A 24694-nucleotide genomic window follows, 5' to 3' on the forward strand; every position below is an offset into this window, starting at 1 on the left:
CGGGAAATCCGCATTCGACGGGAAAGACGACTTCAGGTTGCCTTTCGCCGGAGGCCGGTTCATATTCCCGCGACGTTAACTTGCGGGGGCTTCCGATGACGAACGCAAAACCGACTGCTAACGACGATCTTCTCATTTTCTTCGAGCACGACTGGATCAGAGGGGATTTGCTGTCCAATGACAGCGATCCCGAGGGATCGACCACCTATCTTCGCTCTTTCGACGGTGTCAGGGTCGATGCGAAACAGGGACTGACACAGGAAACGATCATCAATGGCGATTATGGGACCTTCACCGTGCGGCCCGATGGTCACTTCACCTACGAGCTGGATTACTCGCTCGACGTGGTGAAGAACTTGCGGGTGCACGACCAGTTGATCGAAGAGATCCGCTACAAGATCTCCGATGGCGTGGGGGGAACGGATGTCGGGGTTCTGACGCTGGCGATCGACGGCGTCAATGAAGAGGACAAGTATCATGAAGTCCTGGATTTCGACGACCTGGGTGTCACATCGCGCGCGGATGACTTTTCTCTGCCGAATTACCGGGGCTTCGCGCTTTCCGTGAACGGCAGTCACGACCTGACGCTCCTGAACGGTATTGTCTATGACACGGTGCCGGGCGTCGACGCCATCACCGAGGACGGTTTCAGCGATACGGTTCTATCGCCGGGTTCGGCGCCGGTGACCCTGAAAATGGTCGATGGCGGCGACTTCACCTTTCAGGGCGTTTCGATTGCCGAATTGTCGGCCTCGCCCTTTCATCTGACGCTGACGGCGATGAACGACGGCCAGATCGTCTATCAGCAGGAACTTGAGGTCGCCGATCCCGATCTTCTGGTCGAGATTGAAGACATCGATGAAATCAGTTTCGATTTCATGGGCAATTCGGTCGTGATGGACAATTTTTCGCTGTTGGTCTGATCGCAACCGATCGCCTTCTCCGCCGCAAGCGGGGGAGAAGGCTGAAGCTTCATGGCGTTACTACTTTGGGCCGATCATTGTTTCAGGGCGGACGATCGTATCGTAGTCTTTTGCCGAGACCAGGCCGCTGGCGAGGGCTTCTTCCTTCAGCGTCGTGCCATTTTTGTGGGCGGTCTTGGCGATCTTGGCGGCTGCGTCGTAACCGATCTTCGGGGCAAGCGCGGTCACCAGCATCAGCGAGCGTTCGAGGCCGGCCTTGATGTTGTCCTCGCGCGCCTCGATGCCGACGACACAATTGTCGGTGAACGAGATGGCGGCATCCGCCAGCAGCTGCGCCGATTGCAGGAAGTTATAGGCCATCATCGGATTGTAGACATTGAGCTCGAAATGACCCTGGCTGTCGGCAAAGGTCAGCGCGGCGTGATTGCCGAAGATGTGGATGCAGACCTGCGTCAGCGCCTCGCACTGGGTCGGGTTGACCTTGCCGGGCATGATCGAGGAGCCTGGCTCGTTTTCCGGCAGCGCCAGTTCGCCGAGACCGGCGCGCGGGCCGGAGCCGAGCAGGCGGATATCGTTGGCGATCTTGAAGAGGGCGGCAGCGGCCGCATTGATGGCGCCATGGGAAAAGACCATGCCGTCATGCGAGGCGAGCGCCTCGAACTTGTTCGGCGCGGTGACGAAGGGCATGGCTGTTATGGCGGCGATCTCTTCGGCGACCTTTTCGGCGAAGCCCACCGGCGCATTGAGGCCGGTACCGACGGCCGTCCCACCCTGGGCGAGTTCGCAGAGGCCAGGCAGTGTCATTTCGATACGCTTGATGGCGGAGCCGACCTGGGCGGCATAACCCGAAAATTCCTGGCCGAGCGTCAGCGGCGTCGCATCCTGGGTGTGGGTGCGGCCGATCTTGATGATGTGGCTGAATTCGGTGACCTTCATGTCGAGGGCGGCATGGAGGTGCTTCAGGGACGGCAGCAGGTGATGGGCGATCCGTTCGGCGCAGGCGATGTGCATCGCCGTCGGGTAGGTGTCGTTCGACGACTGGCTCATATTGACGTGATCGTTCGGATGCACCGGCTTCTTGGAACCCATGACGCCGCCGAGCATTTCTATAGCACGATTGGAGATCACTTCATTGGCATTCATGTTGGACTGCGTGCCTGAACCGGTCTGCCAGACGACCAGCGGAAAATGGTCGTCGAGTTTGCCCTCGACCACTTCCTGGGCGGCATCGACGATGGCCTGTCCGAGGCCAGGATCAAGCTGGCCGAGCGACATGTTGGCGCGGGCCGCCGCCTGCTTGACGATGCCGAGCGCACGCACGATCGACAGCGGCTGCTTTTCCCAGCCGATCTTGAAATTGCCGAGCGAACGCTCGGCCTGGGCGCCCCAATATCGGTCGGCGGCAACGTCGATGGGCCCAAAAGTATCGGTTTCGGTACGGGTTGCGGTCATCAGCCTTGCCTTCCCTTTAAATGCTGTTTTCGGTCGTCTTCGAAAGATCAGGTCTTATAGGTGGGAACGTTCGACAAGAAAACCGGACGCCATGCGAAATATTGAAGTCGGAAGTCATGTTTGCGAGGCTTGTGCGGCGTGCCTTTTAGGCCACTTTCGAAATTTTATGCGTCTGGGCGTTTTCGCCACATTGGTCTGGCGGCAAAAATTGGGTAAAAAATTAACTAATAATTTCATAATTTTGTGTGAACTTCTGCGCGGCGCCGTGCAGGATCTCCGTCACACAAAATTGAGTCCGCCGGCGCTGGCGGCGCAGGCCGGTTTCTGATCAATGAGGCCTTACGCTGCATGAGTTTCGCGGGATAAGATATTGAGCCTTGCGCTCGTGACAAGAACAGCATGACACCGGGACTGGAAGATATATGACGTTCGTTTTGAAAAGCGCGGCATCCGCATTGGCAATTTCCTGCGGCGTAGCGGTTATGAATGCCGCACCTGCGCATGCTTATACATTGATGGAGATGCTGCGCGGCGACAGGCAGCGGAACCAGAGCACCATCTTCATGGATCAGGCGCCTGGCCGTCCGGTGCCGCGCGGCGCCGTCGGCGGCTCGCTCGGCGGGCTTGATCCGGAAGCGCCGTTGCCGAAGGTGAGCGGCCCGCGTTACTACACCTATAAAACCGAAACGCTGCAGTTGGTCGATACCGGCAAGTTTGCCGATCCTGTCGTCACCGGCGCGGTCGCCGATGTATCGGCGAGCGGCGATGCCAGCGCCGAACCCGCCGTGCAGCGCCGTTTCCTGGCGCAGGCCAAGGTGCGTGCCAATGCCGACGTCGCAAAGGCGCTCGAAGCCTATTATGGCGATAGCCGCAACCCGCTCGTCTGGGTCGATGGCAATCAGATCAACGATGGTGCCAAGTCGGCGATGCTGGTGCTTGCCGATGCGGCCTCCGTCGGCCTCGACCCGGCAGATTACGCCATCCAGACGCCTGATATCGACCCGGCCAATCCCGATCCAGCCTTCCGCGATCGGGCGCTGACGCAATTCGAGCTCGAACTCTCCGCCAAGGTGCTGGCCTTCGTGCAGGACACCGCGCGCGGTCGCATCGATCCGAACAAGATCTCCGGCTATCACGACTTCCAGCGCAAGGTGGTCAATCTGGCGCCGGTGCTGAAGCTTGCCCGCATGAGCCCCGATGTCGGCGCTTACATCGCCAACCGCTCACCCGATAGTCCACAGTTCCAGGCGTTGAAGGCGGAACTCGCCAAGCTTCGCGCAGCCGACGGCGGCAATGAGGAGCGGATCGTCGTTTCGCTCGATACGCTGCTGAAGCCCGGCGAAAGCTCGCCCGAGATCGCCAATATCGTCAAGGCGATCGGCAAGCACGGTTCCGAAACGCTGAGGACCGATCACGCGGCAACGCTTGCTGCTTACGCAGGCAGCAGCGACTATTTGCCTGAGATCGTCTCGCTGGTCGAGGATTTCCAGAAGGAGCGCGGACTGAAGGCCGATGGCGTCATCGGCCAGGCTACGGTGCGCGCCATGACCGGCGGCGATAGCAATGCCTCGAAGATCGACAAGCTCGTCGTCGCCATGGAACAGGCGCGCTGGCTGCCCGAAGATCTCGGTTCCCGTTACGTGATGATCAACCAGCCGGCCTTCATGGTCTATTACCACAATGGCGGCAAGGAACAGCTGTCGATGCGCGTTGTGGTCGGCGGCAAGAACAACCAGACCTATTTCTTCGACGACGAGATCGAGACGGTGGAGTTCAACCCTTTCTGGGGCGTGCCGCAGTCGATCATCATCAACGAGATGTTGCCGAAGCTGCGCTCGGATCCGAACTATCTCGACCAGCTCGGTTATGAGGTTGAGGTGAACGGCCACGCGGTCGCCTCGTCGAGCGTCGACTGGTACGGCTCGACCGACAACGTCTCGGTGCGCCAGCCGCCAAGCAGTGACAATGCGCTCGGCGAACTGAAGATCCTGTTCCCGAACAGCCACGCGATCTATATGCACGACACGCCGTCGAAGAGCTTCTTCAAGCGCGACATGCGGGCGCTGAGCCACGGTTGCGTGCGCCTTGCCGATCCGCGTGCGATGGCAGCTGCAGTGCTCGGAACGACGGTCGACGACGTTGCCAAGCAGATCGCCACGGGGCAGAACCATGCGGTCAAGGTGCCGCAGAGGATTCCCGTTTACGTGTCCTATTTCACAGCCTGGCCGAACAAGGACGGCGTGGTGGAATATTTCGACGACGTTTATGGCCGCGACGGCTATGTCGACAAGGCATTCGACGCGACGACCAAGGCGCGTGGGGCGCAGATCTGACGCTGATTTTATTAGATTACGGAGCGGGCGGTCTTTGGGCCGCCCGTTTTGTTTTTGTGCGGGATTCGAACGCCTTCGTTCTGGGCTTAGTCCAAGGTAGGAAATACGAAGGAGAGGGCGGCTCACACGGTACGCCGGCAAAGGAAGGATCAGAACTGGGCGAGAGCCTCAGACGGCGACCTTCGCTGCAAACTCCCGCAACAGCCTCTCCACCAGTTCCGGGGTCAGCTCATCGTAATGGGTGATGATCACATCCGGATCGAGGCTTGAGACTGGCACGTCGGAATAACCAAAGGGCACGGCGATCGACGGGACGCCGGCATTCCTGGCGACGGCGATGTCGTTGATGCTGTCGCCGATCATCACGGTGCGGGACCGGTCGCCGCCGGCGCGTTCGATGGTGCCTGTGAGGTGGCGGGCGTCGGGCTTGCGCACGTCGAAGGTGTCGCCGCCGGTGATGGCGGCGAAATAGCTGGCGAGATCGAGCTTGTCCAGCAGGCCGAGCGCCAGGCTTTCCATCTTGTTGGTGCAGACGGCGAGGCGGTAACCCTGTGATTTTAGCCGATCCATCGCGGCGACCAGGCCGGGATAGGGCTCGGTGCGGCCGGGCATGTTGCCGGCATAATGGGCGATGAAACGCTCGACCAGGGGCGGCAGGGCTTCCTGAGTAAGCGGATGGCCGCGCAGCCGGCAGGCGCGTTCGATCATCACGCGGGCGCCGTGGCCGACGAGATGGGTGAGGTCGTCATAGCTGACCGGTTCGAGGCTAAGGGCCGCAATCGTATGGTTCAGGCTCTCGACCAAGTCCGTATGGGTGTCGAGAAGGGTGCCATCGAGATCGAAGACGACGAGCGCCGGGCGGACGGAGGAGGGGATCAAGGGCTTGCCTCTTTAAGCGATGGATCGTCCTTTGAGGTGACGAGCCGCCTCCGCGAACGACAGATCGCCTCTGGGAATGACGGATCGTCCCCTGGGGACGAGGGATCGCCCCTGAGGACGATGGATCGCCTCTGAGGTAGGCGATCATGCAGCGGAAAGCAACGGCCTGAAGATCGCCGGGGGAGGCCGCAGGCATCTGTTTCGGCTTTTCATTTTCCGTGATGATTTTGACTTTCGTTTGCCAGGCGAGCCGTGTAAACAGCACATCCAACGCAATAATTGGAGCTGGCGGCGCATGGATGCCCGCGAAATGAAGATCAAGGCCGCCGCGGCCGCACTCGCCCATGTCGAAAGCGGGATGCGTCTCGGGATTGGCACCGGCAGCACGGCGGAAGAATTCGTTCGCCTGTTGGCCGAGAAGGTCGCTGGCGGCTTCAGGGTCGAAGGCGTTCCTACGTCTGAAAGAACGGCGCGGCTTTGCGTCGAACTCGGTGTGCCGCTGAAATCGCTGGACGAGCTGCCGGCACTCGATCTGACGATCGATGGCGCCGACGAACTCGATGCTGGGCTCCGGCTGATCAAGGGCGGCGGCGGTGCGCTGCTGCGCGAAAAGATCGTCGCGGCCGCCTCCGAACGAATGATCGTCATTGCAGACGAGAGCAAGCTGGTCGATATGCTCGGCGCCTTCGCGCTGCCGATCGAAGTCAATCCGTTCGGGCTCGTCTCGACACGGATCGCGATCGAGAAGGTCGCGGCCCGGCTCGGTCTTTCCGGTGAACTGGCTTTGCGCCAGTCCGGTGACGGAGAGTTTACCACGGATGGCGGTCATCACATTATCGATGCATCTTTTGGCCGCATTCCTGATGCAGAGGCGCTTTCGAGCGAGCTGAATTCCATACCCGGCGTCGTCGAACACGGGCTCTTTATCAATATGGCGGCACTTGCGATCATTGCCGGTCCTGCGGGTGTGCGAACACTGCAGACAAACAGATAACAGGAGCATACACTCATGATGAACATTGCAGGTCTTGGCCGTCTCGCCGCTGCGACCGTCGTTCTTTCCGGGCTTGCCTTCGGCTCCGCCGTCAAGGCGCAGGAGGTCTCCGAGGACCAGCTGAAGGCGTCTCGCGCCGCGATCGACGCCATCGGCGCCACTGCCCAGTTCGACAACATCCTGCCCGGTCTCGCCGAGCGCCTGAAGGCCGGCCTGATCCAGGATTCGCCAAACTACCAGGACATCATTTCGTCGACGGTCGACGCGCAGGCGCTAGCGCTGGCGCCGCGCCGCGGCGATCTCGAGAAGGAGGCGGCACTCACCTATGCCAAGACCTTCACCGCCGCGGAACTGAAGGCGATCGCCGACTTCTATAATTCCGACGTCGGCAAGAAGCTGCTGCGCGACGGCCCGGTCGCCTCTCGCGAGACGGCGAAGGCTGCCGACATCTGGGCGCAGGGCATTTCCCGCGACCTGGAAAAGCAGAGCAATACCGAGCTTTCCAAGGTCATCAAGGCGCCGCCGCCGGCAACCGAAAGCCCGGCTGCTCCGGCTGCCGCTCCCGCTCCCGCTCCGGCTACCCAGCAGTAAGGCCTCCACCATCAAATTGCGAAAGCCCGGCATCGTCCGGGCTTTTTTGTTATGATGCGGCAAATGCCGCCGGCGAGGCTTCAGGTGACTGCAGATATACCCGATCGTTACAACGCTGTCCGAGTGCGGATATCAGGCAAGGTCCAGGGTGTCGGCTTTCGCATGTGGACGCGCAATGAGGCGGTACGGCTCGGTTTGACGGGCTGGGTTCGCAATGAAAGGGACGGGGCCGTCGTCGCTTTGATCGCAGGACCCGATACCGCCATCTCGATAATGATCGAACGTTTCAGCCGCGGGCCTGCGGGGTCGTCGGTTGCGGGCGTCGAGACGGAAGCAGCCCAGCTTGAGAAAATGCCGACGGATTTCGGGATCACCCGCTGACAGCAGCAATCACTATGCATCGAACATGCGGGGAAGCTAGCTCTTCGCTTTTATGCATGTCGTTTCCTGGGACCGCTGCACACCTCCTGGTGACATGCATCAGGGGTTCGGGTTCTTTGCAAGTTGCCACACACCTTCCTCATCCGGTTCCACGCGCTTGTTGCCGCGATAGAAGATCGGCAGTCTCGTCTTCTTGTCGATCGAGAAGCGGCTCGGCGTATATTTTTCGTCCTCGTGACCCTCAGTCGCGAGGCCGAGCGCTTCCTTGAATTTGCCAGCCTTGCACAGATTGGCGAAGAGAGTTTGATCCATCTTTTGCTCCGGCATCGTTTTCTATCCCTGGATTGCCCTGCCAGCCTCAGGCGACCGGGTCAACCGTTTGCCGGGAAGATTCGGCGATGCGTACGGGATGATGCAGGAGCGGGCTTTTGTTTTCAGGGCGATCGCCCCTATATCAGCAACATCCTTCCTGCGATTCCCTTCCGGAGCTCCTCATGTCTTCCTACGACTACGACCTCTTCGTCATCGGCGGTGGTTCCGGAGGCGTGCGCGGTGCGCGTGTCGCCGCCTCGCTCGGCAAAAAGGTGGCGATCGCCGAAGAGTACCGCTATGGCGGCACCTGCGTCATCCGCGGTTGCGTGCCGAAGAAGCTTTTCGTCTATGCCTCGCAGTTCCACGAGCATTTCGAGGATGCGGCGGGTTTCGGCTGGACGGTCGGCGAAAGCAGCTTCGACTGGAAGAAGCTAGTAGCCGCCAAGGATGCCGAGATCGCCCGGCTGGAAGGCCTCTACAAGAAGGGGCTCGCAGGCGCCAATGCCGAGATCCTCGAAACGCGCGCCGAACTCGTCGATGCTCATACTGTGCGGCTCACGAAGACGGGTCAGACGGTGACGGCAAAGACGATCGTGATCGCCACCGGCGGACGGCCGAACCCGCATGCAGCCCTTCCCGGCCACGAATTATGCATTTCCTCCAACGAGGCTTTTCATCTCGAAGAGCTGCCGAAATCGATCGTGATATCAGGCGGTGGCTATATCGCCGTCGAGTTCGCCAATATCTTTCATGGCCTCGGCGTCGAGACGACGCTGATCTATCGCGGCGCCGAGATCCTGTCGCGCTTCGACGAGGATCTGCGGCGCGGGCTGCACGAGGCGATGGTCGCCAAGGGCATCCGCATCCTTTGCCACGACACGCTGCAAAAGGTTTCGAAGGGCGATGACTGCCTCGTTCTGGAAACGCTGAACAGCGGCACGCTGCAGGCCGGCGTTGTCATGCTGGCGCTCGGGCGCGATCCGAACACCGAAGGTCTCGGCCTCGAGGCTGCGGGCGTCGCCGTCGATGAGCGTGGCGCCATTATCGTCGACGATTATTCCCGCACCAATGTCGAAAACATTTATGCGCTCGGCGATGTCACCAATCGGGTACAGCTGACGCCGGCAGCGATCCACGAGGCGATGTGCTTCATCGAGACCGAATACAAGAACAATCCAACCCGGCCGGATTACGAGCTGATCCCGACCGCCGTCTTCTCGCAGCCGGAGATCGGCACCGTCGGGCTCTCGGAAGAGGAGGCGGGCAAGCGTTACTGCGAGCTCGAAGTCTACCGCGCCCAATTCCGGCCGCTGAAGGCGACGCTTTCCGGGCGGGCCGAGCGGATGATCATGAAGCTGATCGTCGATGCCGCGAGCGGCAAGGTGGTGGGCGCCCATATTCTCGGCCACGATGCCGGCGAGATGGCGCAGCTGCTCGGCATCACGCTGAAGGCCGGCTGCACCAAGGACGATTTCGACCGGACGATGGCGCTGCATCCGACAGCGGCCGAGGAGCTGGTCACCATGTATGCGCCAAGCTACCGGATCCGAGACGGCAAAAGAATCTAAGCAGCGGTATCCTCAGCTGGTGATGCGCGGCGCGCGTATGACCTTGAGGAAGAGCGCCTTCATCGCATCGGCGATACCGTCGGTCGGCGTCACCTCGAAATAGAGGCCGGGCGAGGCGCATGCCTGCATTTTCGTCGGGATTTCGCTCTGGAAGGGCTTGATCCACGTATTGTACCAGTTGTTTTTCGGCAGCGGCAGATAAGTGGTGTAGAGCACCGCGATCCTGATGCCCTTGTCCTTCAGCGGTTGGCAGAAAGAAGTATCGATCGGCTCCTGGCAGCGGTCGCCGGTCAGTTTCTTGGTGCAGCCTTTCGGTTTTGCACTGTCGCCGACGCCGTCCGAGACGAAGAACAGGATCTTTTGCGGGGTGGTAGCGGTGCCGCCGTCGCCGGGGGTGGTGATGATGGTTTTCATCTGTGTTAGCGCGCTGTCGAAGCTCGTCTGCTGGTCGTTGTTATAACCCTGATACGGGATGGTCATCAGATCGACGGCGTCGGTATAGCTGCGTACTTTATCGAGATCGTCCGTCGGGTCGGATATAGTGGTCAGATTGGCATCCTCAGCCTTGGTGCCGAAGGTATAGACGCCCATGCGGAACTGATTATCGGAAACACGCGTGGACTTCGCGGTCAGCGTCAGCTCCTTGGTCGCCTGGCGCACGACGTCGATGCGCATGCTGACGCCGAGCTTTTTGGCGAGATTGTAGTAGTTGTTGTTGTTCTGGGTTTCGTGGCAGGCGAAGGCGCAGGTATCGCTGGTGTTCTTTTCCATCGTCGCCACGTCGGTCGCGGTGGCGCCGACGCCCATCGAAGGAGTGTTGTCGAGCAGGATGTAGAAATCCATGAAGGAGGCGGTCTGATATTCGGCCGTCGCCGTGCCCGAGATTGTGATCGAATCCTTCCCCAGAACACGCATAAAGGTCGTCGGCACGGTCGCGCTGAAAGAGACTTGCGAGTTCAGTTTGTTGGCGGCTTTGGTGACGTCGATGCCGAGATCGACCTGAACGTCGGCCAGCTCCCCGGACATCTGAGACATGAAGATGCTGCGGGCATCGGTCTTGCCGAGCGAGATCGTGCCGTTGCCGCTCATCGTCATGGCGGCTGCGACTGCGCCGGATTTTTCGGCGATCGAGCCGACGGCGGCGGCATCGGCTGCCGCGTAAAGCTGCGTCCTCAGGCTGAGCGCGTGGCCGAAATCCACCGCCATGCCTGCCGTACCGAGGAGCGGCACCATCAGCAACGCCGTCATGATGCCGAAATTGCCCGAACGATCCGATATGAAGCTGAGCGGAAGGATCGCCATGCCATGTCCCCAATGTTGAAATCATCCGTGGTTCTACATTGGAAGTCTAAAATATCGGGAAATTGACATGGTATATGCCGGTTTAACGATGGAATCCGAGATTTCTGCCACCTATATGCGAGCTCTGCCCGATGGCGCCGGTACGGCATTCGAGCTTTGGGCGATTGGTCTTTGCAAGCCCGATCTAAAGGTCTATAAGCCGCCGCAATCAAAGATACGGGCATCCCAGAGATGGGTGTGAGTGAGGTGAGTGAGATGGCAGAGAACTGGACCCCGAGCAGTTGGCGGCAAAAACCGATCCTGCAGGTTCCCGATTATCCCGACGCAGCCGCTTTGGCTGCAACGGAAGCTCAGCTCGCCAGCTATCCGCCCCTCGTCTTCGCCGGCGAAGCGCGCCGTCTGAAGAAGCACCTTGCCAATGTCGCCGAAGGCAATGGCTTCCTGCTGCAGGGCGGCGACTGTGCCGAGAGCTTCGCCGAACACGGCGCCGACAATATCCGCGACTTTTTCCGCGCCTTCCTGCAGATGGCGGTCGTGCTGACTTTTGGCGCGCAGCTGCCGGTCGTTAAAGTCGGTCGCATCGCCGGCCAGTTCGCCAAGCCGCGTTCGTCGAATGTCGAGAAGCAGGGCGACGTGACGCTGCCGGCTTATCGCGGCGACATCATCAACGGCATCGAGTTCACCGAGGAGTCGCGCATTCCGAACCCGGAACGTCAGGCGATGGCCTACCGGCAGTCGGCCGCGACGCTGAACCTTCTGCGCGCCTTCGCGATGGGCGGTTACGCCAATCTCGAAAACGTGCACCAGTGGATGCTGGGCTTCGTCAAGGACAGCCCGCAAGGCGAGCGCTACCGCAAGCTGGCCGACCGCATCAGCGAAACCATGGATTTCATGAAGGCGATCGGCATCACCTCGGAAAACCAGCCGGCATTGCGGGAAACCGATTTCTTCACCAGCCATGAGGCGCTGCTGCTCGGCTACGAAGAGGCGTTGACCCGCGTCGATTCCACTTCGGGCGACTGGTATGCCACCTCAGGCCACATGATCTGGATCGGCGACCGCACGCGCCAGGTCGATCATGCGCATGTCGAATATTGCCGCGGCATCAAGAACCCGATCGGCCTGAAATGCGGCCCGTCGCTGCAGGCCGACGATCTGCTGCAGCTGATCGACATCTTGAACCCGGCCAACGAAGCCGGGCGCCTGACACTGATCTGCCGCTTCGGCCACGACAAGGTCGCAGAGAACCTGCCGCGCCTTATTCGTGCCGTCGAGCGTGAAGGCCGCAAGGTTGTCTGGTCCTGCGACCCGATGCACGGCAACACGATCACGCTCAACAACTACAAGACCCGTCCCTTCGAGCGGATCCTGTCGGAAGTCGAAAGCTTCTTCCAGATCCACCGCGCCGAAGGCACGCATCCAGGCGGCATCCATATCGAGATGACCGGCAAGGACGTGACGGAATGCACCGGCGGCGCCCGCGCCGTTACCGCCGACGACCTGCAGGATCGCTACCACACGCATTGCGACCCGCGCCTCAACTCCGACCAGGCGCTGGAGCTCGCCTTCCTGCTTGCCGAGCGCATGAAGGGCGGTCGCGACGAGAAGCGCATGGTCGTCAACGGCTGATAGCAGCCCCAGACGGATGCGGAAAAACCCGGCTTGATGCCGGGTTTTTTTGTCTCAGGATGGAGCAGGCGATCAGATGCTGGCCTGAACGCTATGCAAGTTGGCGTAGACGCCGTCTTTCGCCATGAGCGCGTCATGGGTGCCCTGTTCGACGATGCCGTCGGCCGTCAGCACCAGGATTCTGTCGGCATGGCGGACGGTCGAGAGACGATGGGCGATGACCAGGGTGGTTCGGCCATTTGCCAGGCTGAGCAACGCCTGCTGCACCGCCCGTTCGCTTTCGTTGTCGAGCGCGCTGGTTGCTTCGTCGAAGATCAGGATCTCCGGATTCTTGAGGAAGGCCCGGGCGATGGTGATGCGCTGACGCTGGCCGCCCGAGAGTTTGACGCCGCGCTGGCCGATATCGGTGTCATAACCCTGGGGCAGGGCCATGATGAAATCGTGCGCGTTGGCGGCGCGGGCGGCTGCCTCCAGCTCGGCATCGCCGGCGCCGGGCCTGCCATAGCGCAGGTTTTCCGCCACGGTGCCGGCAAAAAGATAGACGTCCTGCTGCACCACGCCCACATGGCGCCGCAGCGAGGCCAGCGTCACGTCGCGGATATCGGTGCCATCGATGCGGATCGCCCCGGCCTCAACATCGTAGAAGCGTGGTATCAGCGCACAAAGCGTGCTCTTGCCGACCCCGGAAGGACCGACCAGGGCAACGAACTCCCCGGGAGCGATGGTGAGCGACAGCCGCTCGAGCACGCGCGGGCCATCGGCCTCGTAGCCGAAGGCGACGTCGGAGAAACTGATCTCGCCCCTTGGCGCCGGCATCGGATGAGCGGCCGGCCGGTCGATGATATCGGGATCGATCTCCAGGATCTCCATGGCTCTGATGAAGCCGGTGTAGCCCTCCTGCCAGAGGCGCACGAAATTGGCCAGCCGCTGCACCGGATCGACCAGCACGGCAACGCAAAGCAGGAAGGTGAGCATATCCGGGACGGTCAGTTCCGCTGCCAGGATACGCAGGCCGCCGACGATGATCACCAATATGGTGACGAGCTGGGCGAAGGTTTCGGTGCCGACCGAAAACCACGCCTCGCTGCGGTAGCCGTCGGCGCGGCTTTCAAGGAAGCGTCGGTTCTGCTCGGCGAAACGCTCCCGTTCCAGCGCCTCGTTGGCGAAGGACTGGACGACACGGATGCCGGCCAGAGCATCCTCGACGCGCTCGTTAACCGCGGCGATCTGGTGCTTGCTGGCTTCGAGCGCGCGGTTCATGCGCCGGTTGAAATACAGCGCATAAACCAACGCCACAGGGGTGAGCAGCAGGATGAGGCCTGCCAATGGCGGATCGATGTAGAACAGCACCAGCATGGCGCCGCCAAATTTCAGCAGGGCGATGGAAAGATCCTCGGGACCGTGGTGAAAGAGTTCGCCCAGCCACAGGCTGTCATTGGTGATGCGGCTCATCAGCTGGCCGGTGCGCTGGCGGTCGTAGAAGCTGAACGAGAGTTTCTGGCAGTGCTCGAAGAGTTCCTGCCGGACCGTCGCCTCAATGCGAGCCCCCATCACATGGCCGCGATAATCGACGAAGAAGATCGCGGCGATCTGGACCGCCAGAACGGCCAGCATGACGCCGCCCATGCCGAGGATTTGAGCGAAGGCCTGCGGGGCATCGGGCAGAACCAGAAGCCGGCTGGTGACGACATTGGCGCAGAGCGGCAGGGCGAGCGCCGTGCCGGCGACGAGCATGGCGCACAACAGATCCGCCAGCAGCAAAGGCAGGTGCGGGCGATAGTAGGAAACGAATTTTCGCATGCGCGACCAGCGTCGGCCGCGGTCGGCGGGATCGTTCTGGAAAAATTTGGGGAAGCCGTTATGGCGTCGCGAGCTTTTCCTCGCGCGGGAGAACCGAATGTTCATGAGGCAAAATGTCCTTGTGGGCCATGTTTCCTTTCTGTTTGGACAGGGTCGTTCTCATGTCAGTCTCCCGGGGATTAAATGAAATTTGACCTTGAGTATCGCCGACAATAGCGGCCGATTCAATGCCGGGACGGGATGAGGTTGGCGGATGTTGTCGAGATGCAACAGCGGTAACGCGTCAGCCGAGAGCGCACAAGGCCAGGCGGCTTTCAAGATTCCTGATGGCTCATTCAGAAAACCGGATTTGACGCCGGACAAGATCGGCGGCAACGTCTCTTAGGAACAGGGGATGACCATGACTGAACGACATACAGGCGGCTGTCTTTGCGGCGCCGTGCGATTTTCAATTGCGGCGAAGCCCGGACCTGTTGTTGGCTGTCATTGCTCGCAATGCCGCCGGCAGACGGGGTTTTACTATGCGGCCGTCAACGTGCCGCGGGCGGCTCTTTCGGTGGAAGACACGGAAGCGGTCCGCTGGTACCGGTCGAGCGAACAAGCGCAGCGCGGGTTCTGTTCGACTTGCGGCTCCGCGCTGTTCTGGCAGGGCGACCAATCGCTGGAGATTTCGGTTTTGGCCGGGTCCTTCGACGAGCCGAGCGGCCTGGCCTTCGGCCATCACATTTATTGCGCCGACAAGGGCGATTTCTACGAGATATCGGATGGCCTGCCGCAATATGCGGTGAACCCTGTCTAAAGCGCGTCGCATCACATTTGATGCATGCGACGCACTTTAGCCCTTTGTTTTATGCATGTCGTTGTCCCGGAACCGCTGCACTTCCGGGCGACATGCATTAACCCTTAGCGGAAAGCTCGGCGGTGAGACGCGCCACGTCCTCGCGCAACGCCGTCAATTCGGTCAGCACGCGCATATCGATCTTCTGGTGCAGGGAGAGCACTTCGAGTTCGGCCTTGAGATTGACTTCGTAGTCTTTGGCGGCCTCGAAGCGGTCGCGCTCGGCCTGGCGGTTCTGCGACATCATGATGATCGGCGCCTGGATGGCGGCGAGCATCGACAGGATCAGGTTCAGGAAGACGAAGGGATAGGGGTCGAAGGCACCGCTCACCAGAATGATGGTGTTGATCACCGTCCAGGCGAGGAGGAAAACGAAGAAGGCGATGATGAACGACCAGGAACCGCCGATGCGGGCGATGCTGTCGGCGATGCGCTCGCCGAACGAGGCCTCGGCGGAAAGAGCGGCGTTGACATCGGTCGAGATGACCTTGCGCTCGTGCGCCTTCGCCAGCACGCGTTTTTCGATATCGCCGAGTTCGTCGGCCGGCTTGTCGAAATGATGGTGCATGAAGTTCGAAAGATTAGACATGGCCTGTTTCCGGTGCCCGTTATCGACGCTGTTGATTTGCGCGCCAGTATTCCGGTCCGCCGGCAAATTGCAATGCGTGTCTATGCCGCGAGGTCGCGGCGCGTCCGTTCACAAAAATTTCGTCACAGCAAGGTGCGGCTTTTGCTGCGGACATGTTGCGGTCCCGGAAGGTGCAGGCTAAATAAATGACATGACACAGGAAAACGCTCTTTCTGATATCTTCCGCATCGCCATCGGTCAGCTCAATCCGACAGTCGGCGATGTCGCCGGCAATCTCGCCAAGGCACGCGAAGCGCGCGCCGATGCGGCTCGGGAAGGCGCGCATCTGCTCGTCCTGACCGAACTTTTCATTTCCGGTTATCCGCCTGAAGATCTGGTATTGAAGCCGGCCTTCATTCGCGCCTGCTGGAAAGCGGTGGAGAGCCTGGCTGCCGATACCGCCGATGGCGGGCCGGGTGTCGTCATCGGTTTTCCCCGGCAGGACGAAACGGGGCGCTATAATTCCGTCGCCGTGCTCGACGGCGGCAAGGTGATTGCGGTGCGCGACAAGATCGATCTGCCAAACTATGGCGAATTCGACGAGAAGCGTGTCTTCGACCAGGGCTCCATGCCGGGTCCGGTGAATTTCCGCGGCGTGCGCATCGGCATTCCGATCTGCGAAGACATCTGGGGCGATCTTGGCGTCTGTGAGACGTTGGCCGAAAGCGGGGCCGAGATTCTACTGTCGCCGAACGGCTCGCCCTATTATCGTGGCAAGGTCGATATCCGCCATCAGGTGGTGCTGAAGCAGGTGATCGAGACCGGTCTGCCGCTGGTCTATGCCGCACAACTCGGCGGCCAGGACGAACTGGTCTTCGACGGCGCCAGCTTCGCTTTCAATGCCGACAAATCGCTCGCCTTCCAGATGAGCCAGTTCGAGACGGCGCTGGCGGTGACGACGTGGAAGCGCGGTGGGTCTGGCTGGCACTGCGCCGAAGGACCGATGGCCCATATTCCCGAAGGCGAGGAAGCCGACTACCGCGCCTGCCTGCTCGGCTTTCGCGACTACGTCAACAAGAACGGCTTCAAGACGGTGGTGCTCGGCCTTTCCGGCGGCATCGACTCGGCGATCTGCACGGCAATCGCCGTCGATGCGCTGGGCGAGGAGCGGGTGCGCACCGTCATGCTGCCCTACCGCTACACATCGGAAGATTCTTTGAAGGATGCGGCCGATTGCGCCAAGGCGCTCGGCTGCCGCTACGACATCGTGCCGATCGAGCAACCGGTGACGGGCTTCAGCAGCGCGCTGTCTGATCTCTTCGCGGGAACGAACAGTGGTATCACCGAGGAAAACCTGCAGAGCCGGGCGCGCGGCGTCATCCTGATGGCGATCTCCAACAAGTTCGGCTCAATGGTGGTGACGACGGGCAACAAGTCGGAAATGTCGGTCGGTTACGCCACGCTCTACGGCGACATGAACGGCGGCTTCAATCCGATCAAGGACCTCTACAAGATGCAGGTCTATGCGTTGGCCCGCTGGCGCAACGAGAATGTGCCGCCGGGTGCGCTGGGGCCGTCAGGCGAGGTGATCCCGAAAAATATCATCGACAAGGCGCCCTCGGCCGAACTGCGTCCCGACCAGAAGGACCAGGATTCGCTGCCGCCTTATCCCGCCCTCGACGATATTCTCGAATGCCTGGTGGAGAAGGAGATGGCGGTCGAGGAGATCGTCGCGCGCGGCCATGACGTGGCGACCGTCCATCGCATCGAGCACCTGCTCTATCTCGCCGAATATAAGCGCCGGCAATCGGCGCCGGGCGTGAAGATCACCAAGAAGAATTTCGGACGCGACCGGCGGTATCCCATCACCAACCGGTTCCGGGATCGCTAGCGCGATCGAGATCGCTGGCGCAGTTGTTATAGAAATGCGGGGGAGGAAGCATGCGCAGCTCGGTCGAGATCTATAATGTCAGGACGGGCAGGGCTCGCGAAGTCTGGCAGACGGACAGACTGGTGGAGGCTCCGAACTTCTCGCCTGACGGTTCCTACCTGCTGCTGAACGGCGACGGGCGGCTCTACCGGCTGCCGCTCGGTCGCGGTGAAGTCACCAAGCTCGATACCGGCTTTGCCGTCAACTGCAACAATGATCACGGCATCTCGCCCGACGGCACTGAGATCGTCATTTCCGACAAGACCGAATTCGGCAAGTCGACGATCTATGTCCTGCCGATCGGGGGCGGCGCGCCGCGGCTCGTCACCCAGAACGCGCCGTCCTACTGGCACGGCTGGTCGCCTGATGGCCGCGAACTCGCCTATTGCGGCATCCGCGACGACCTCTTCGACATCTATACGATCTCGGTCGAAGGCGGCGCCGAGACGCGACTGACGCATGGCGAGGGCCGCAATGACGGACCGGATTATTCCGCCGACGGGCAATGGATCTACTTCAACTCCAGCCGCACCGGGCTGATGCAGATCTGGCGCATCCATCCCGACGGCACCGGGCTGGAGCAGGTGACCTCGGACAATCAGGGCAACTGGTTCGCCCATCCGTCGCCTAAGAATGACAAGGTGTTGATCCTGTCCTACGACCCCTCGGTATTCGATCACCCACGGGATCTCGACGTGCGGCTGCGGTTGATGGACATGGATGGCGGCAATCTGAAGACGCTGTTCGAGCTCTTCGGCGGGCAGGGCACGATCAACGTGCCCTGCTGGTCTCCTGATGGCGAAGAGTTCGCCTATGTGCGTTATTTTCCGGAAGCTTAAACAGCGGCCTTGCGCCGGACGCGGGCGGATTGCGCCAGGTCTTCCAGCGTCGTCACCGACATATCCCAGTCGATGCAGCCATCGGTGATGGACTGGCCGTAGACCAGCGGCTTGCCGGGAACGAGATCCTGGCGGCCGGCGACGAGGTTGCTCTCGATCATCATGCCCTTGATGTGGCGGTTTCCGGCGGCGATCTGCGCGGCCACGGATCTGACGACGCGCGGCTGGTTCATCGGATCCTTGCCGCTATTGGCATGGCTGGCGTCGATGAGGATGCGCGGGGTCAGGCCGAGCTTGACGGCCTCGGCCGTGACCGCTTCGACATCGGTCGCTTCGTAGTTCGGCTGTTTGCCGCCGCGCAGAATGATGTGGCAGTCCTCATTGCCGGTCGTCGAGGCGATGCCAGCCTGTCCGTCCTTGGTGACGGCAGGGAAGTGATGCGGCTGCGAAGCGGCAAGGATGGCGTCGAGCGCCACACGTGCGCCGCCGTCGGTGCCGTTCTTGAAACCGATCGGACAGGAAAGGCCGGAGGCAAGCTGCCGGTGGATCTGGCTTTCGGTCGTGCGCGCGCCGATCGCGCCCCAGCTGACTAGGTCGGCAATGTATTGCGGCGTGATCGTGTCGAGGAATTCGACGCCGGCGGGAAGCCCTGTCGCATTGATATCGAGCAACAGTCGTCTGGCGATCCTCAGCCCTTCCTCGATGCGGTAGCTGCCGTCGAGATGCGGGTCGTTGATCAGGCCCTTCCAGCCGACGGTGGTGCGGGGTTTTTCGAAATAGACGCGCATGACGATCTCGAGATCGCCGGTGAAGCGCCGTCGCTGCTCCTCCAGCCGCGCGGCATATTCCCGGGCGGCAATGGGGTCGTGGATCGAGCAGGGGCCGATCACGACAATCAGGCGATCGTCGTCGCCATGTAGAATCTTATGGATCGCATCACGATTGCTGGTCACGGTTGCCGTGACGGCGGCATTGCGGTGGATTTCGGCGATGATATCGGCGGGTTTGGTCAGTGGGGTGATCTCGAGGATTCGCAGATCATCAATGGTATCAGACACGGCAAGGCTCCTGTTTGGTCATACCGTGCGGAACAAAAAAAGCCGCCAGGTAGACTAGCGGCTGTTCGGGTTGTCGTTGCGTCGATTTCAGTTACGCATGGACCCGCGTCCGCTGGGAGCAGCGGTACCAATAAAATCGCGAGGCGTAGATCGAAGTGGTCGACATAAGGCGTATGTAGCGTCGCGGCCGTGCGTTGTCACGCAGAATTTGCGGCGCAAAAGCCGGGCGCTCAGCTGTGGCACAATTGCCGCTGCAGGAGGCTTAAACAATCGCCCAACAGCGCATGCTGCTGGGCGTTGTTGGGTCTGGATTACGGTGACAAATTAAATGCAGATCCCGAGATCATAGGGCGTCAACGTTCACGCCGACGGTGATGGCGCCGATCGGCGTTCCCTTGTCGTCGGAAATCGTGACGCTTGCCTGCGACTGCAGTGCCTGGGTCGATTCGTCCTTTTCGATATCGTCGACGAAAACAGCGTCCTTGCCGGCTCCGAAGGACTTCTGGAACTTGCCCTCGTCACCCTGCCAGTAATCCGACGTGGGATCGCTTTGACCGACATTCAGCCCCTTTGCATCCATGACGAAGACCTCGGCAATCTTGCCGTTTGAAGCAGCCTTCTTCTCCTGAAGGAATTTTGACAGCGCATTGCCGAGCACGCCGTCGATCATCGAATGGTCTGAGCCATCGACCTCGGCGCGCCACTTCTTGTCGAGGGCGTCGATATCGCCCTGGCCCAAACTGGCGTTTGCGGCGTTCTGCGCCTTGATAGCCTCGATGACGACCGGATCGTTCAGCCAGGGCTTTACGTCACTCGTCACGTAGTCGGAGATCGGGGCGAGCTTCGCATCCAGCGCCATGGATACGCCGGTCGACGCTGCAATTGCGGTGCAGGCCAAAAGAAATGCGGAGACGACTTTCTTCATAACTGTTCCCTTCCTGATTATGGGATGCTGTGGAATAAAAGCGCATTGAACGAAGGTGAGGTCAGAACTCTTCCCAGGCACCGGGAGCAGCGGCGACGGCGGCATTTCCTGCGTGCCGCTGCACAAAGGCCCTGGGCTCGGGGGCCCTGAGCTCGGGGCGAGATTGACGAATGCTCGGCTGAGCGGTTTTGGGCGGGCTGGCGGCAGAGGTGCCAACAGTGAACCTGCCGGCTGAGTCCTGCAGAAGGCGTCCCTGGGTCAGCAGCTCCTGGCAGGCCGCGTTGGTTTCCTCGACCATCGCCGCGTTCTGCTGTGTCGCCTGATCCATCTGGTTGATCGCGCCGTTGATTTCCTGCAGACCCGTCGCCTGTTCGCGATAGGACTGAACGATGGAAGCGATACTGTCGCTGATGCGGTTGATCTGCTCCTCGATCTTCAACAGGGCATCGCCGGTTTCATTCACCAGCCCGACGCCTGCTGCAACCTCCTGACCGGAGACATTGATGAGGTTCTTGATTTCCTTTGCCGCATTGGCAGACCGTTGGGCGAGTTCCCGCACTTCCTGCGCCACGACCGCAAACCCTTTGCCGGCTTCGCCGGCGCGCGCCGCCTCGACGCCGGCATTCAGCGCCAGCAGGTTCGTCTGGAAGGCGATTTCATCGATGACGCCGATGATCCGGCCGATCTGGCTCGACGAGGTCTGAATCCGGTCCATCGCTCCGATCGCGTCACGAACCACGGTCGCTGAGACATGAGCGCTGCGCTTTGTCTCCTCGACAAGCTTCCCGGCATTTTCGGCCCGTTGCGACGATGCTCTGACCGTGGTGGTCACCTCATCCAGTGCCGCGGCGGTCTGTTCCAAGGCTGCGGCCTGTTGCTCGGTTCGCTTGGCGAGCTGATCGGCGGAGAAGGCTATTTCGCTTGACCCACCTTCAACCGCAACGGAAGCGGTCTTGATCTCGGTCAGTGCTGCCGCGACCGCTTCGACCATGCGGTTGAAATCCTGCCGCAGTTTATCGAATTCGGGGCCGAGATCGGCCAAGTGTATCGAGAAGTCACCGGCGGCAAGCTTTTCCAATTCATTGGCGAGCGCGTTCATGACCAGCCGCTGAGCGTTGTTGGCCTCTTCCGTCAACGATGCGTTGCGTGCCCGTTCGACATCGAACGAGGCGCTCTGCTCGGCAGCGGCTTGCTCTCTCTCGACCTTGGCAATTGCCTCGTTACGGAAGACTTCCAAGGCACGTGCCAGGAACCCGATCTCATCGCCATTTTCCCTGTAGGTGACGGGAGAGGCCAGATCGCCTTTCTGCAAGGCGCTGATCCGTTCGCTGATGATCCGGATCGGCCGGCCGACGAGGCTGCGCATAGCGAGAAGGAAAGCGACAACGGCCATGGCGGTGATCATGAACTGCGTCAGCAGCGAAATCAGAACCTTCTGCCTGACTTCGGCAGCGATTTTTTCGACAGACCAGTTCGTAACGACATAACCGGTCGCCTTGCCCGATTTATCCAACGGAAGCGGCGCGATGATCGTCACAACGCCGGCAGATATTCCGCTGTCGTCGATCGTGGTTTTCTCAGGCTTCGCGCTCAGGCTCTTTGCCAGATCGGCCGGTGCGGGCAAGCCGCTGATGCCGTCGCGTGTCCAGGTATCGACGGCCGAAGGTTCGGCGTTGAAGGCGGCAAACTGCACAAGATCGAGTGATGGATCGCCGCGGTAAAGCGAATAGGCCTCACGCACGGCGTTGGCCTTGCCCCATTTCACGCCGCCCGCGGCCAGCGACGCAAACTGCTCCGCATCCTTGGACCAGTTTGCCTTGGCGCCGTCGATTAACGCCTTGGTTTCGTACATCCAGGTGTAGGTGGCGAAGGCGGAAATGCCGCAAAGATTGACGGCAACGATAATCGCCGCCAGCTTGGCTGTCAGAGGCATCGTTTTCAAAAATTGGAACATTCCGCGGGGCCTGGAATTGCGGCTCGGTCGGCGATGTTCCCGACCGGCGTATCAACACGGGCATCGCCGCTGACGGTCACATCACGAGCACTCATGCCCATGTCTGATAGCAACCCAAAACGCGCAAACGCAGTGTGTCTTTGATGTGTGAATAAATCATAAAGTGGAAAGGGATGCCGGAGCACACGTATCCGCCATTGCGCCCGCCGGGGATTTGGCTTGCTCAGCTGTTTTCCGCGATTGCCTCTTCGGGCTCGGGCTCGGGCTGGCGGCGTTTGCGGCGGCGCGTCGTCAGTTCGGCGCCGGCATCGCGCGGCAGGCGCAGGAAGGTGATGCAGGCCAGCGCCGAAATCGCCGAGACGCTGAAAAAGGCGATGTGGAAATCCGATACCAGCAGCCTGCCGCCGTGGAAGCTGCTCGAAATTTCGAGGATGCCTCCGGCAATCGCCACACCCATGGCCATGGAGATCCGCTGGGCAACGGCGTTGATTGCGGTTGCCTGGCTGCTGTCGGCGTCATCGACATCGCCGAAGGCCATGGCGTTGACGCCCGAGAAGGCCATCGAGCGGAACAGGCCGCCGATCAGCAGACAGGCCATGATCAAATACAGCGGCGTTTCGACGGTAAAGAGGCCGTTGATGCCGAGGAAGATCGCCGCCAGCAAGGTGGTGATCGATATCACGGTGCGGAAGCCGAAGGCATTGAAGGTGCGCGAAGCGGCGAATTTCGAGCCCATGGAGCCGAGCGCGCTGACGAAAGTGACCGAGCCTGATTGCAGCGGCGTCAGGCCGAAGCCGAGCTGCAGCATCAGCGGCATCAGGAAAGGCAGAGCGCCGAGCCCCATGCGGAAATTCGAGGCGCCGAGGATCGCTGCTCGGAACATCGGGTAGCGGAACATCTTCGGATCGAGAAGCGGATAGGGCGCGCGGCGGGCATGGAGGAGATAGAGGAGGCCGGCAAGGATGCCAATAGCCACCGTGACATACCCGTAGATCACGGGCACGGCCGGCAGGCTGATCACCGACAGGCCGAAGACGAAGCCGGAAAAGCCGATGCCGCAGAGGAAGAAGCCCGGAAAATCCATCGGCCGCGGGCTGCGCCGCCCGACCGCCGGCAGGAAACGCGTGACGAGGATGATGCCGAGCACGCCGATCGGCACGTTGATCCAGAAGATCCAGTGCCAGCTGAGATAGGTGGTGAGGAAACCGCCGATCGGCGGGCCCATCATCGGGCCGATCAGCGCGGGAATGGTCAGCCAGGCCATGGCATCGACGAGTTCGTGGCGCGGCGTTCCCCTGACCAGCAGCAGGCGGCTGACCGGCGTCATCATCGAGCCGCCGGCGCCCTGGATCAGCCGCGCGACGACGAAGGCCGCGATCGAGTTTGAAAAGGCGCAGGCGACCGAGCCGATCATGAAAACGAAGATCGCCAAACGGAAGATGTTACGCGCGCCGAACCGATCCGACATCCAGCCGCTGATCGGGATGAAGATCGCCAGCGCCACGAGATAGCTGGTGACGGCGAGCTTCAGCGCAATCGGCGAGGTGCCGATATCGGCCGCGATCGCCGGCAGGCTGGTGGCTATGACGGTCGAATCCATCTGTTCCATGAACAGGGCGACCGCAAGGATCATCGGGGTGAAGCGGGGCACGGGCAACCGGGATGCTGGTGTGGATTGTTCAGCCATACGCCTTCGCCAGCGGCTAGGATATAGAAACAATCGACGCTGCGGCCTGCCGAGCCGCTTCAAACCGACGCGGGTGATCAAATCAGATGGGTGTCCGTTTCTTGCTGTTTAGGAGAGGGTTGAGGTCGGATCGAGACTTGGTCATCTCCCTCTTCTCCCCAGCGGGGAGAGCGACTGTCTTATTTGTCAAGCGTTTTGCCATGGTCGTCCGTCCCTGATGATGGCATTGAGAATGACCAGGAGTTTTCGGGCGAGCGCGATGCGGATGACCATTTTCGGTTTGCCCTGGCTTTGCAACCTTTGCTGGAATGCCGCCAGATGCGGATTGTGTCGGGCTGCGATGGCGCCAACCAGGAACAGAATGGCGCGTGGTCCGGAGCGCCCGCCGCGCACCGGCCGATGTCCGCTGCGTTTGCCGCTGTCGTTGGCAATCGGCGCAAGGCCGGCCAGCTTGGCGATCGCCTTGTTGGAGATCCGGCCGATCTCAGGCAATTCGGCCATCAGCCGGGCAACGGTACGGTTGGCCACGCCCTTGATCGAGCGAAAGGCCTGGTTGAGGCAGGCCCAGAGCGGATCGTCATCGATCATCGAGGCAATCTCGCCTTCGAGGGTGCGGCTCTGGCGCACCAGAAGCGCGATCACCTCGTTGAGGCTTGCCACGCTCTGATGATCGCGGGCCGCACTGCGGCGCTGCCTCTGGACGGTCAGGTCACTCGTGACCTGGGACAGCC

Annotated in this window: 22 protein-coding genes; 11 read left to right on the plus strand and 11 right to left on the minus strand. The window is 61.0% G+C overall.

Annotated elements, in window-relative coordinates; genetic code table 11:
• Positions 1–95: 95 nt before the first annotated feature.
• Positions 96–923, plus strand: a complete 828-nt coding sequence (locus HJB83_RS23945) for an Ig-like domain-containing protein (RefSeq protein WP_221132910.1) — start codon at positions 96–98, stop codon at positions 921–923.
• 60 nt (positions 924–983) lie between these two features.
• Here the strand turns inward: HJB83_RS23945 and fumC are convergent, their stop codons facing one another.
• The gene (gene fumC / locus HJB83_RS23950) at positions 984–2375 is read right to left on the minus strand and encodes a class II fumarate hydratase (protein WP_221117127.1); all 1392 of its coding nucleotides are present in this window, start codon (positions 2373–2375) and stop codon (positions 984–986) included.
• 91 nt (positions 2376–2466) lie between these two features.
• Between fumC and HJB83_RS23955 the strand changes: the two genes are divergently transcribed.
• A complete protein-coding gene (locus HJB83_RS23955; RefSeq protein ID WP_207584404.1) occupies positions 2467–2703 on the plus strand; it encodes a hypothetical protein in 237 nt (78 codons plus the stop codon).
• 94 nt (positions 2704–2797) lie between these two features.
• A complete protein-coding gene (locus HJB83_RS23960; protein WP_221132911.1) occupies positions 2798–4708 on the plus strand; it encodes a murein L,D-transpeptidase in 1911 nt (636 codons plus the stop codon).
• 168 nt (positions 4709–4876) lie between these two features.
• On the opposite strand, the gene HJB83_RS23965 is transcribed toward HJB83_RS23960, so the two are convergent.
• On the minus strand, positions 4877–5587 hold the full coding sequence (locus tag HJB83_RS23965) for an HAD family hydrolase (protein WP_207580700.1): 711 nt from the start codon (positions 5585–5587) through the stop codon (positions 4877–4879).
• 295 nt (positions 5588–5882) lie between these two features.
• Here HJB83_RS23965 and rpiA point away from each other — a divergent pair, with 295 nt between their 5' ends.
• The 3 genes from rpiA to HJB83_RS23980 all read left to right on the plus strand — a co-directional run bounded on the left by rpiA (position 5883) and on the right by HJB83_RS23980 (position 7553).
• Complete coding sequence (gene rpiA / locus HJB83_RS23970) at positions 5883–6581, plus strand: ribose-5-phosphate isomerase RpiA (RefSeq protein WP_164015129.1); 699 nt, start codon at positions 5883–5885, stop codon at positions 6579–6581.
• Positions 6582–6596: 15 nt separating this feature from the next.
• Positions 6597–7172 carry a DUF2059 domain-containing protein gene (locus tag HJB83_RS23975; RefSeq protein WP_207580699.1) on the plus strand — a complete coding sequence of 192 codons (576 nt, stop codon included), beginning with the start codon at positions 6597–6599 and terminating at the stop codon, positions 7170–7172.
• A 63-nt stretch (positions 7173–7235) separates the two neighbouring features.
• Positions 7236–7553, plus strand: a complete 318-nt coding sequence (locus HJB83_RS23980) for an acylphosphatase (RefSeq protein WP_221132912.1) — start codon at positions 7236–7238, stop codon at positions 7551–7553.
• A gap of 99 nt (positions 7554–7652) precedes the next feature.
• Here the strand turns inward: HJB83_RS23980 and HJB83_RS23985 are convergent, their stop codons facing one another.
• On the minus strand, positions 7653–7865 hold the full coding sequence (locus HJB83_RS23985; RefSeq protein ID WP_246762667.1) for a hypothetical protein: 213 nt from the start codon (positions 7863–7865) through the stop codon (positions 7653–7655).
• Between the two features lie 182 nt (positions 7866–8047).
• On the opposite strand from HJB83_RS23985, the gene gor reads away from it, so the two are divergent.
• The gene (gene gor / locus HJB83_RS23990; protein WP_207580696.1) at positions 8048–9433 is read left to right on the plus strand and encodes a glutathione-disulfide reductase; all 1386 of its coding nucleotides are present in this window, start codon (positions 8048–8050) and stop codon (positions 9431–9433) included.
• A gap of 12 nt (positions 9434–9445) precedes the next feature.
• Here the strand turns inward: gor and HJB83_RS23995 are convergent, their stop codons facing one another.
• Complete coding sequence (locus HJB83_RS23995; RefSeq protein ID WP_207580695.1) at positions 9446–10735, minus strand: vWA domain-containing protein; 1290 nt, start codon at positions 10733–10735, stop codon at positions 9446–9448.
• A 255-nt stretch (positions 10736–10990) separates the two neighbouring features.
• On the opposite strand from HJB83_RS23995, the gene HJB83_RS24000 reads away from it, so the two are divergent.
• A complete protein-coding gene (locus tag HJB83_RS24000; protein WP_207580694.1) occupies positions 10991–12364 on the plus strand; it encodes a class II 3-deoxy-7-phosphoheptulonate synthase in 1374 nt (457 codons plus the stop codon).
• Positions 12365–12436: 72 nt separating this feature from the next.
• Here the strand turns inward: HJB83_RS24000 and HJB83_RS24005 are convergent, their stop codons facing one another.
• Entirely contained in the window at positions 12437–14269 is a 1833-nt protein-coding gene (locus HJB83_RS24005) for an ABC transporter ATP-binding protein (protein WP_207580693.1), read from the minus strand.
• 295 nt (positions 14270–14564) lie between these two features.
• Between HJB83_RS24005 and HJB83_RS24010 the strand changes: the two genes are divergently transcribed.
• Entirely contained in the window at positions 14565–14963 is a 399-nt protein-coding gene (locus HJB83_RS24010; RefSeq protein WP_207580692.1) for a GFA family protein, read from the plus strand.
• 97 nt (positions 14964–15060) lie between these two features.
• Here HJB83_RS24010 and HJB83_RS24015 read toward each other — a convergent pair whose 3' ends face one another.
• Positions 15061–15591 carry a DUF1003 domain-containing protein gene (locus HJB83_RS24015; RefSeq protein WP_207580691.1) on the minus strand — a complete coding sequence of 177 codons (531 nt, stop codon included), beginning with the start codon at positions 15589–15591 and terminating at the stop codon, positions 15061–15063.
• A 190-nt stretch (positions 15592–15781) separates the two neighbouring features.
• Between HJB83_RS24015 and HJB83_RS24020 the strand changes: the two genes are divergently transcribed.
• Positions 15782–17461: an NAD+ synthase gene (locus HJB83_RS24020; protein WP_207580690.1), complete on the plus strand. Its 1680-nt coding sequence runs from the start codon at positions 15782–15784 to the stop codon at positions 17459–17461.
• 50 nt (positions 17462–17511) lie between these two features.
• Entirely contained in the window at positions 17512–18339 is an 828-nt protein-coding gene (locus HJB83_RS24025) for a hypothetical protein (protein WP_221117121.1), read from the plus strand.
• Here the strand turns inward: HJB83_RS24025 and HJB83_RS24030 are convergent.
• The 5 genes from HJB83_RS24030 to HJB83_RS24050 all read right to left on the minus strand — a co-directional run.
• A complete protein-coding gene (locus HJB83_RS24030) occupies positions 18336–19397 on the minus strand; it encodes a 3-deoxy-7-phosphoheptulonate synthase (RefSeq protein ID WP_207580688.1) in 1062 nt (353 codons plus the stop codon). The two genes, HJB83_RS24025 and HJB83_RS24030, sit on opposite strands and share 4 nt — an antisense overlap.
• A gap of 343 nt (positions 19398–19740) precedes the next feature.
• On the minus strand, positions 19741–20322 hold the full coding sequence (locus HJB83_RS24035) for a hypothetical protein (RefSeq protein WP_207580687.1): 582 nt from the start codon (positions 20320–20322) through the stop codon (positions 19741–19743).
• A 61-nt stretch (positions 20323–20383) separates the two neighbouring features.
• On the minus strand, positions 20384–22276 hold the full coding sequence (locus tag HJB83_RS24040) for a HAMP domain-containing methyl-accepting chemotaxis protein (RefSeq protein WP_221159667.1): 1893 nt from the start codon (positions 22274–22276) through the stop codon (positions 20384–20386).
• A 223-nt stretch (positions 22277–22499) separates the two neighbouring features.
• Complete coding sequence (locus HJB83_RS24045) at positions 22500–23909, minus strand: MFS transporter (protein WP_405049004.1); 1410 nt, start codon at positions 23907–23909, stop codon at positions 22500–22502.
• 240 nt (positions 23910–24149) lie between these two features.
• Positions 24150–24694, minus strand: a 545-nt coding sequence (locus HJB83_RS24050) for a transposase (RefSeq protein WP_221132914.1), incomplete at its 5' end; no start/stop codon positions are given.

Origin of the sequence: Rhizobium sp. NZLR11 (assembly GCF_019685115.1) — a bacterium.
GTDB lineage: Bacteria > Pseudomonadota > Alphaproteobacteria > Rhizobiales > Rhizobiaceae > Rhizobium.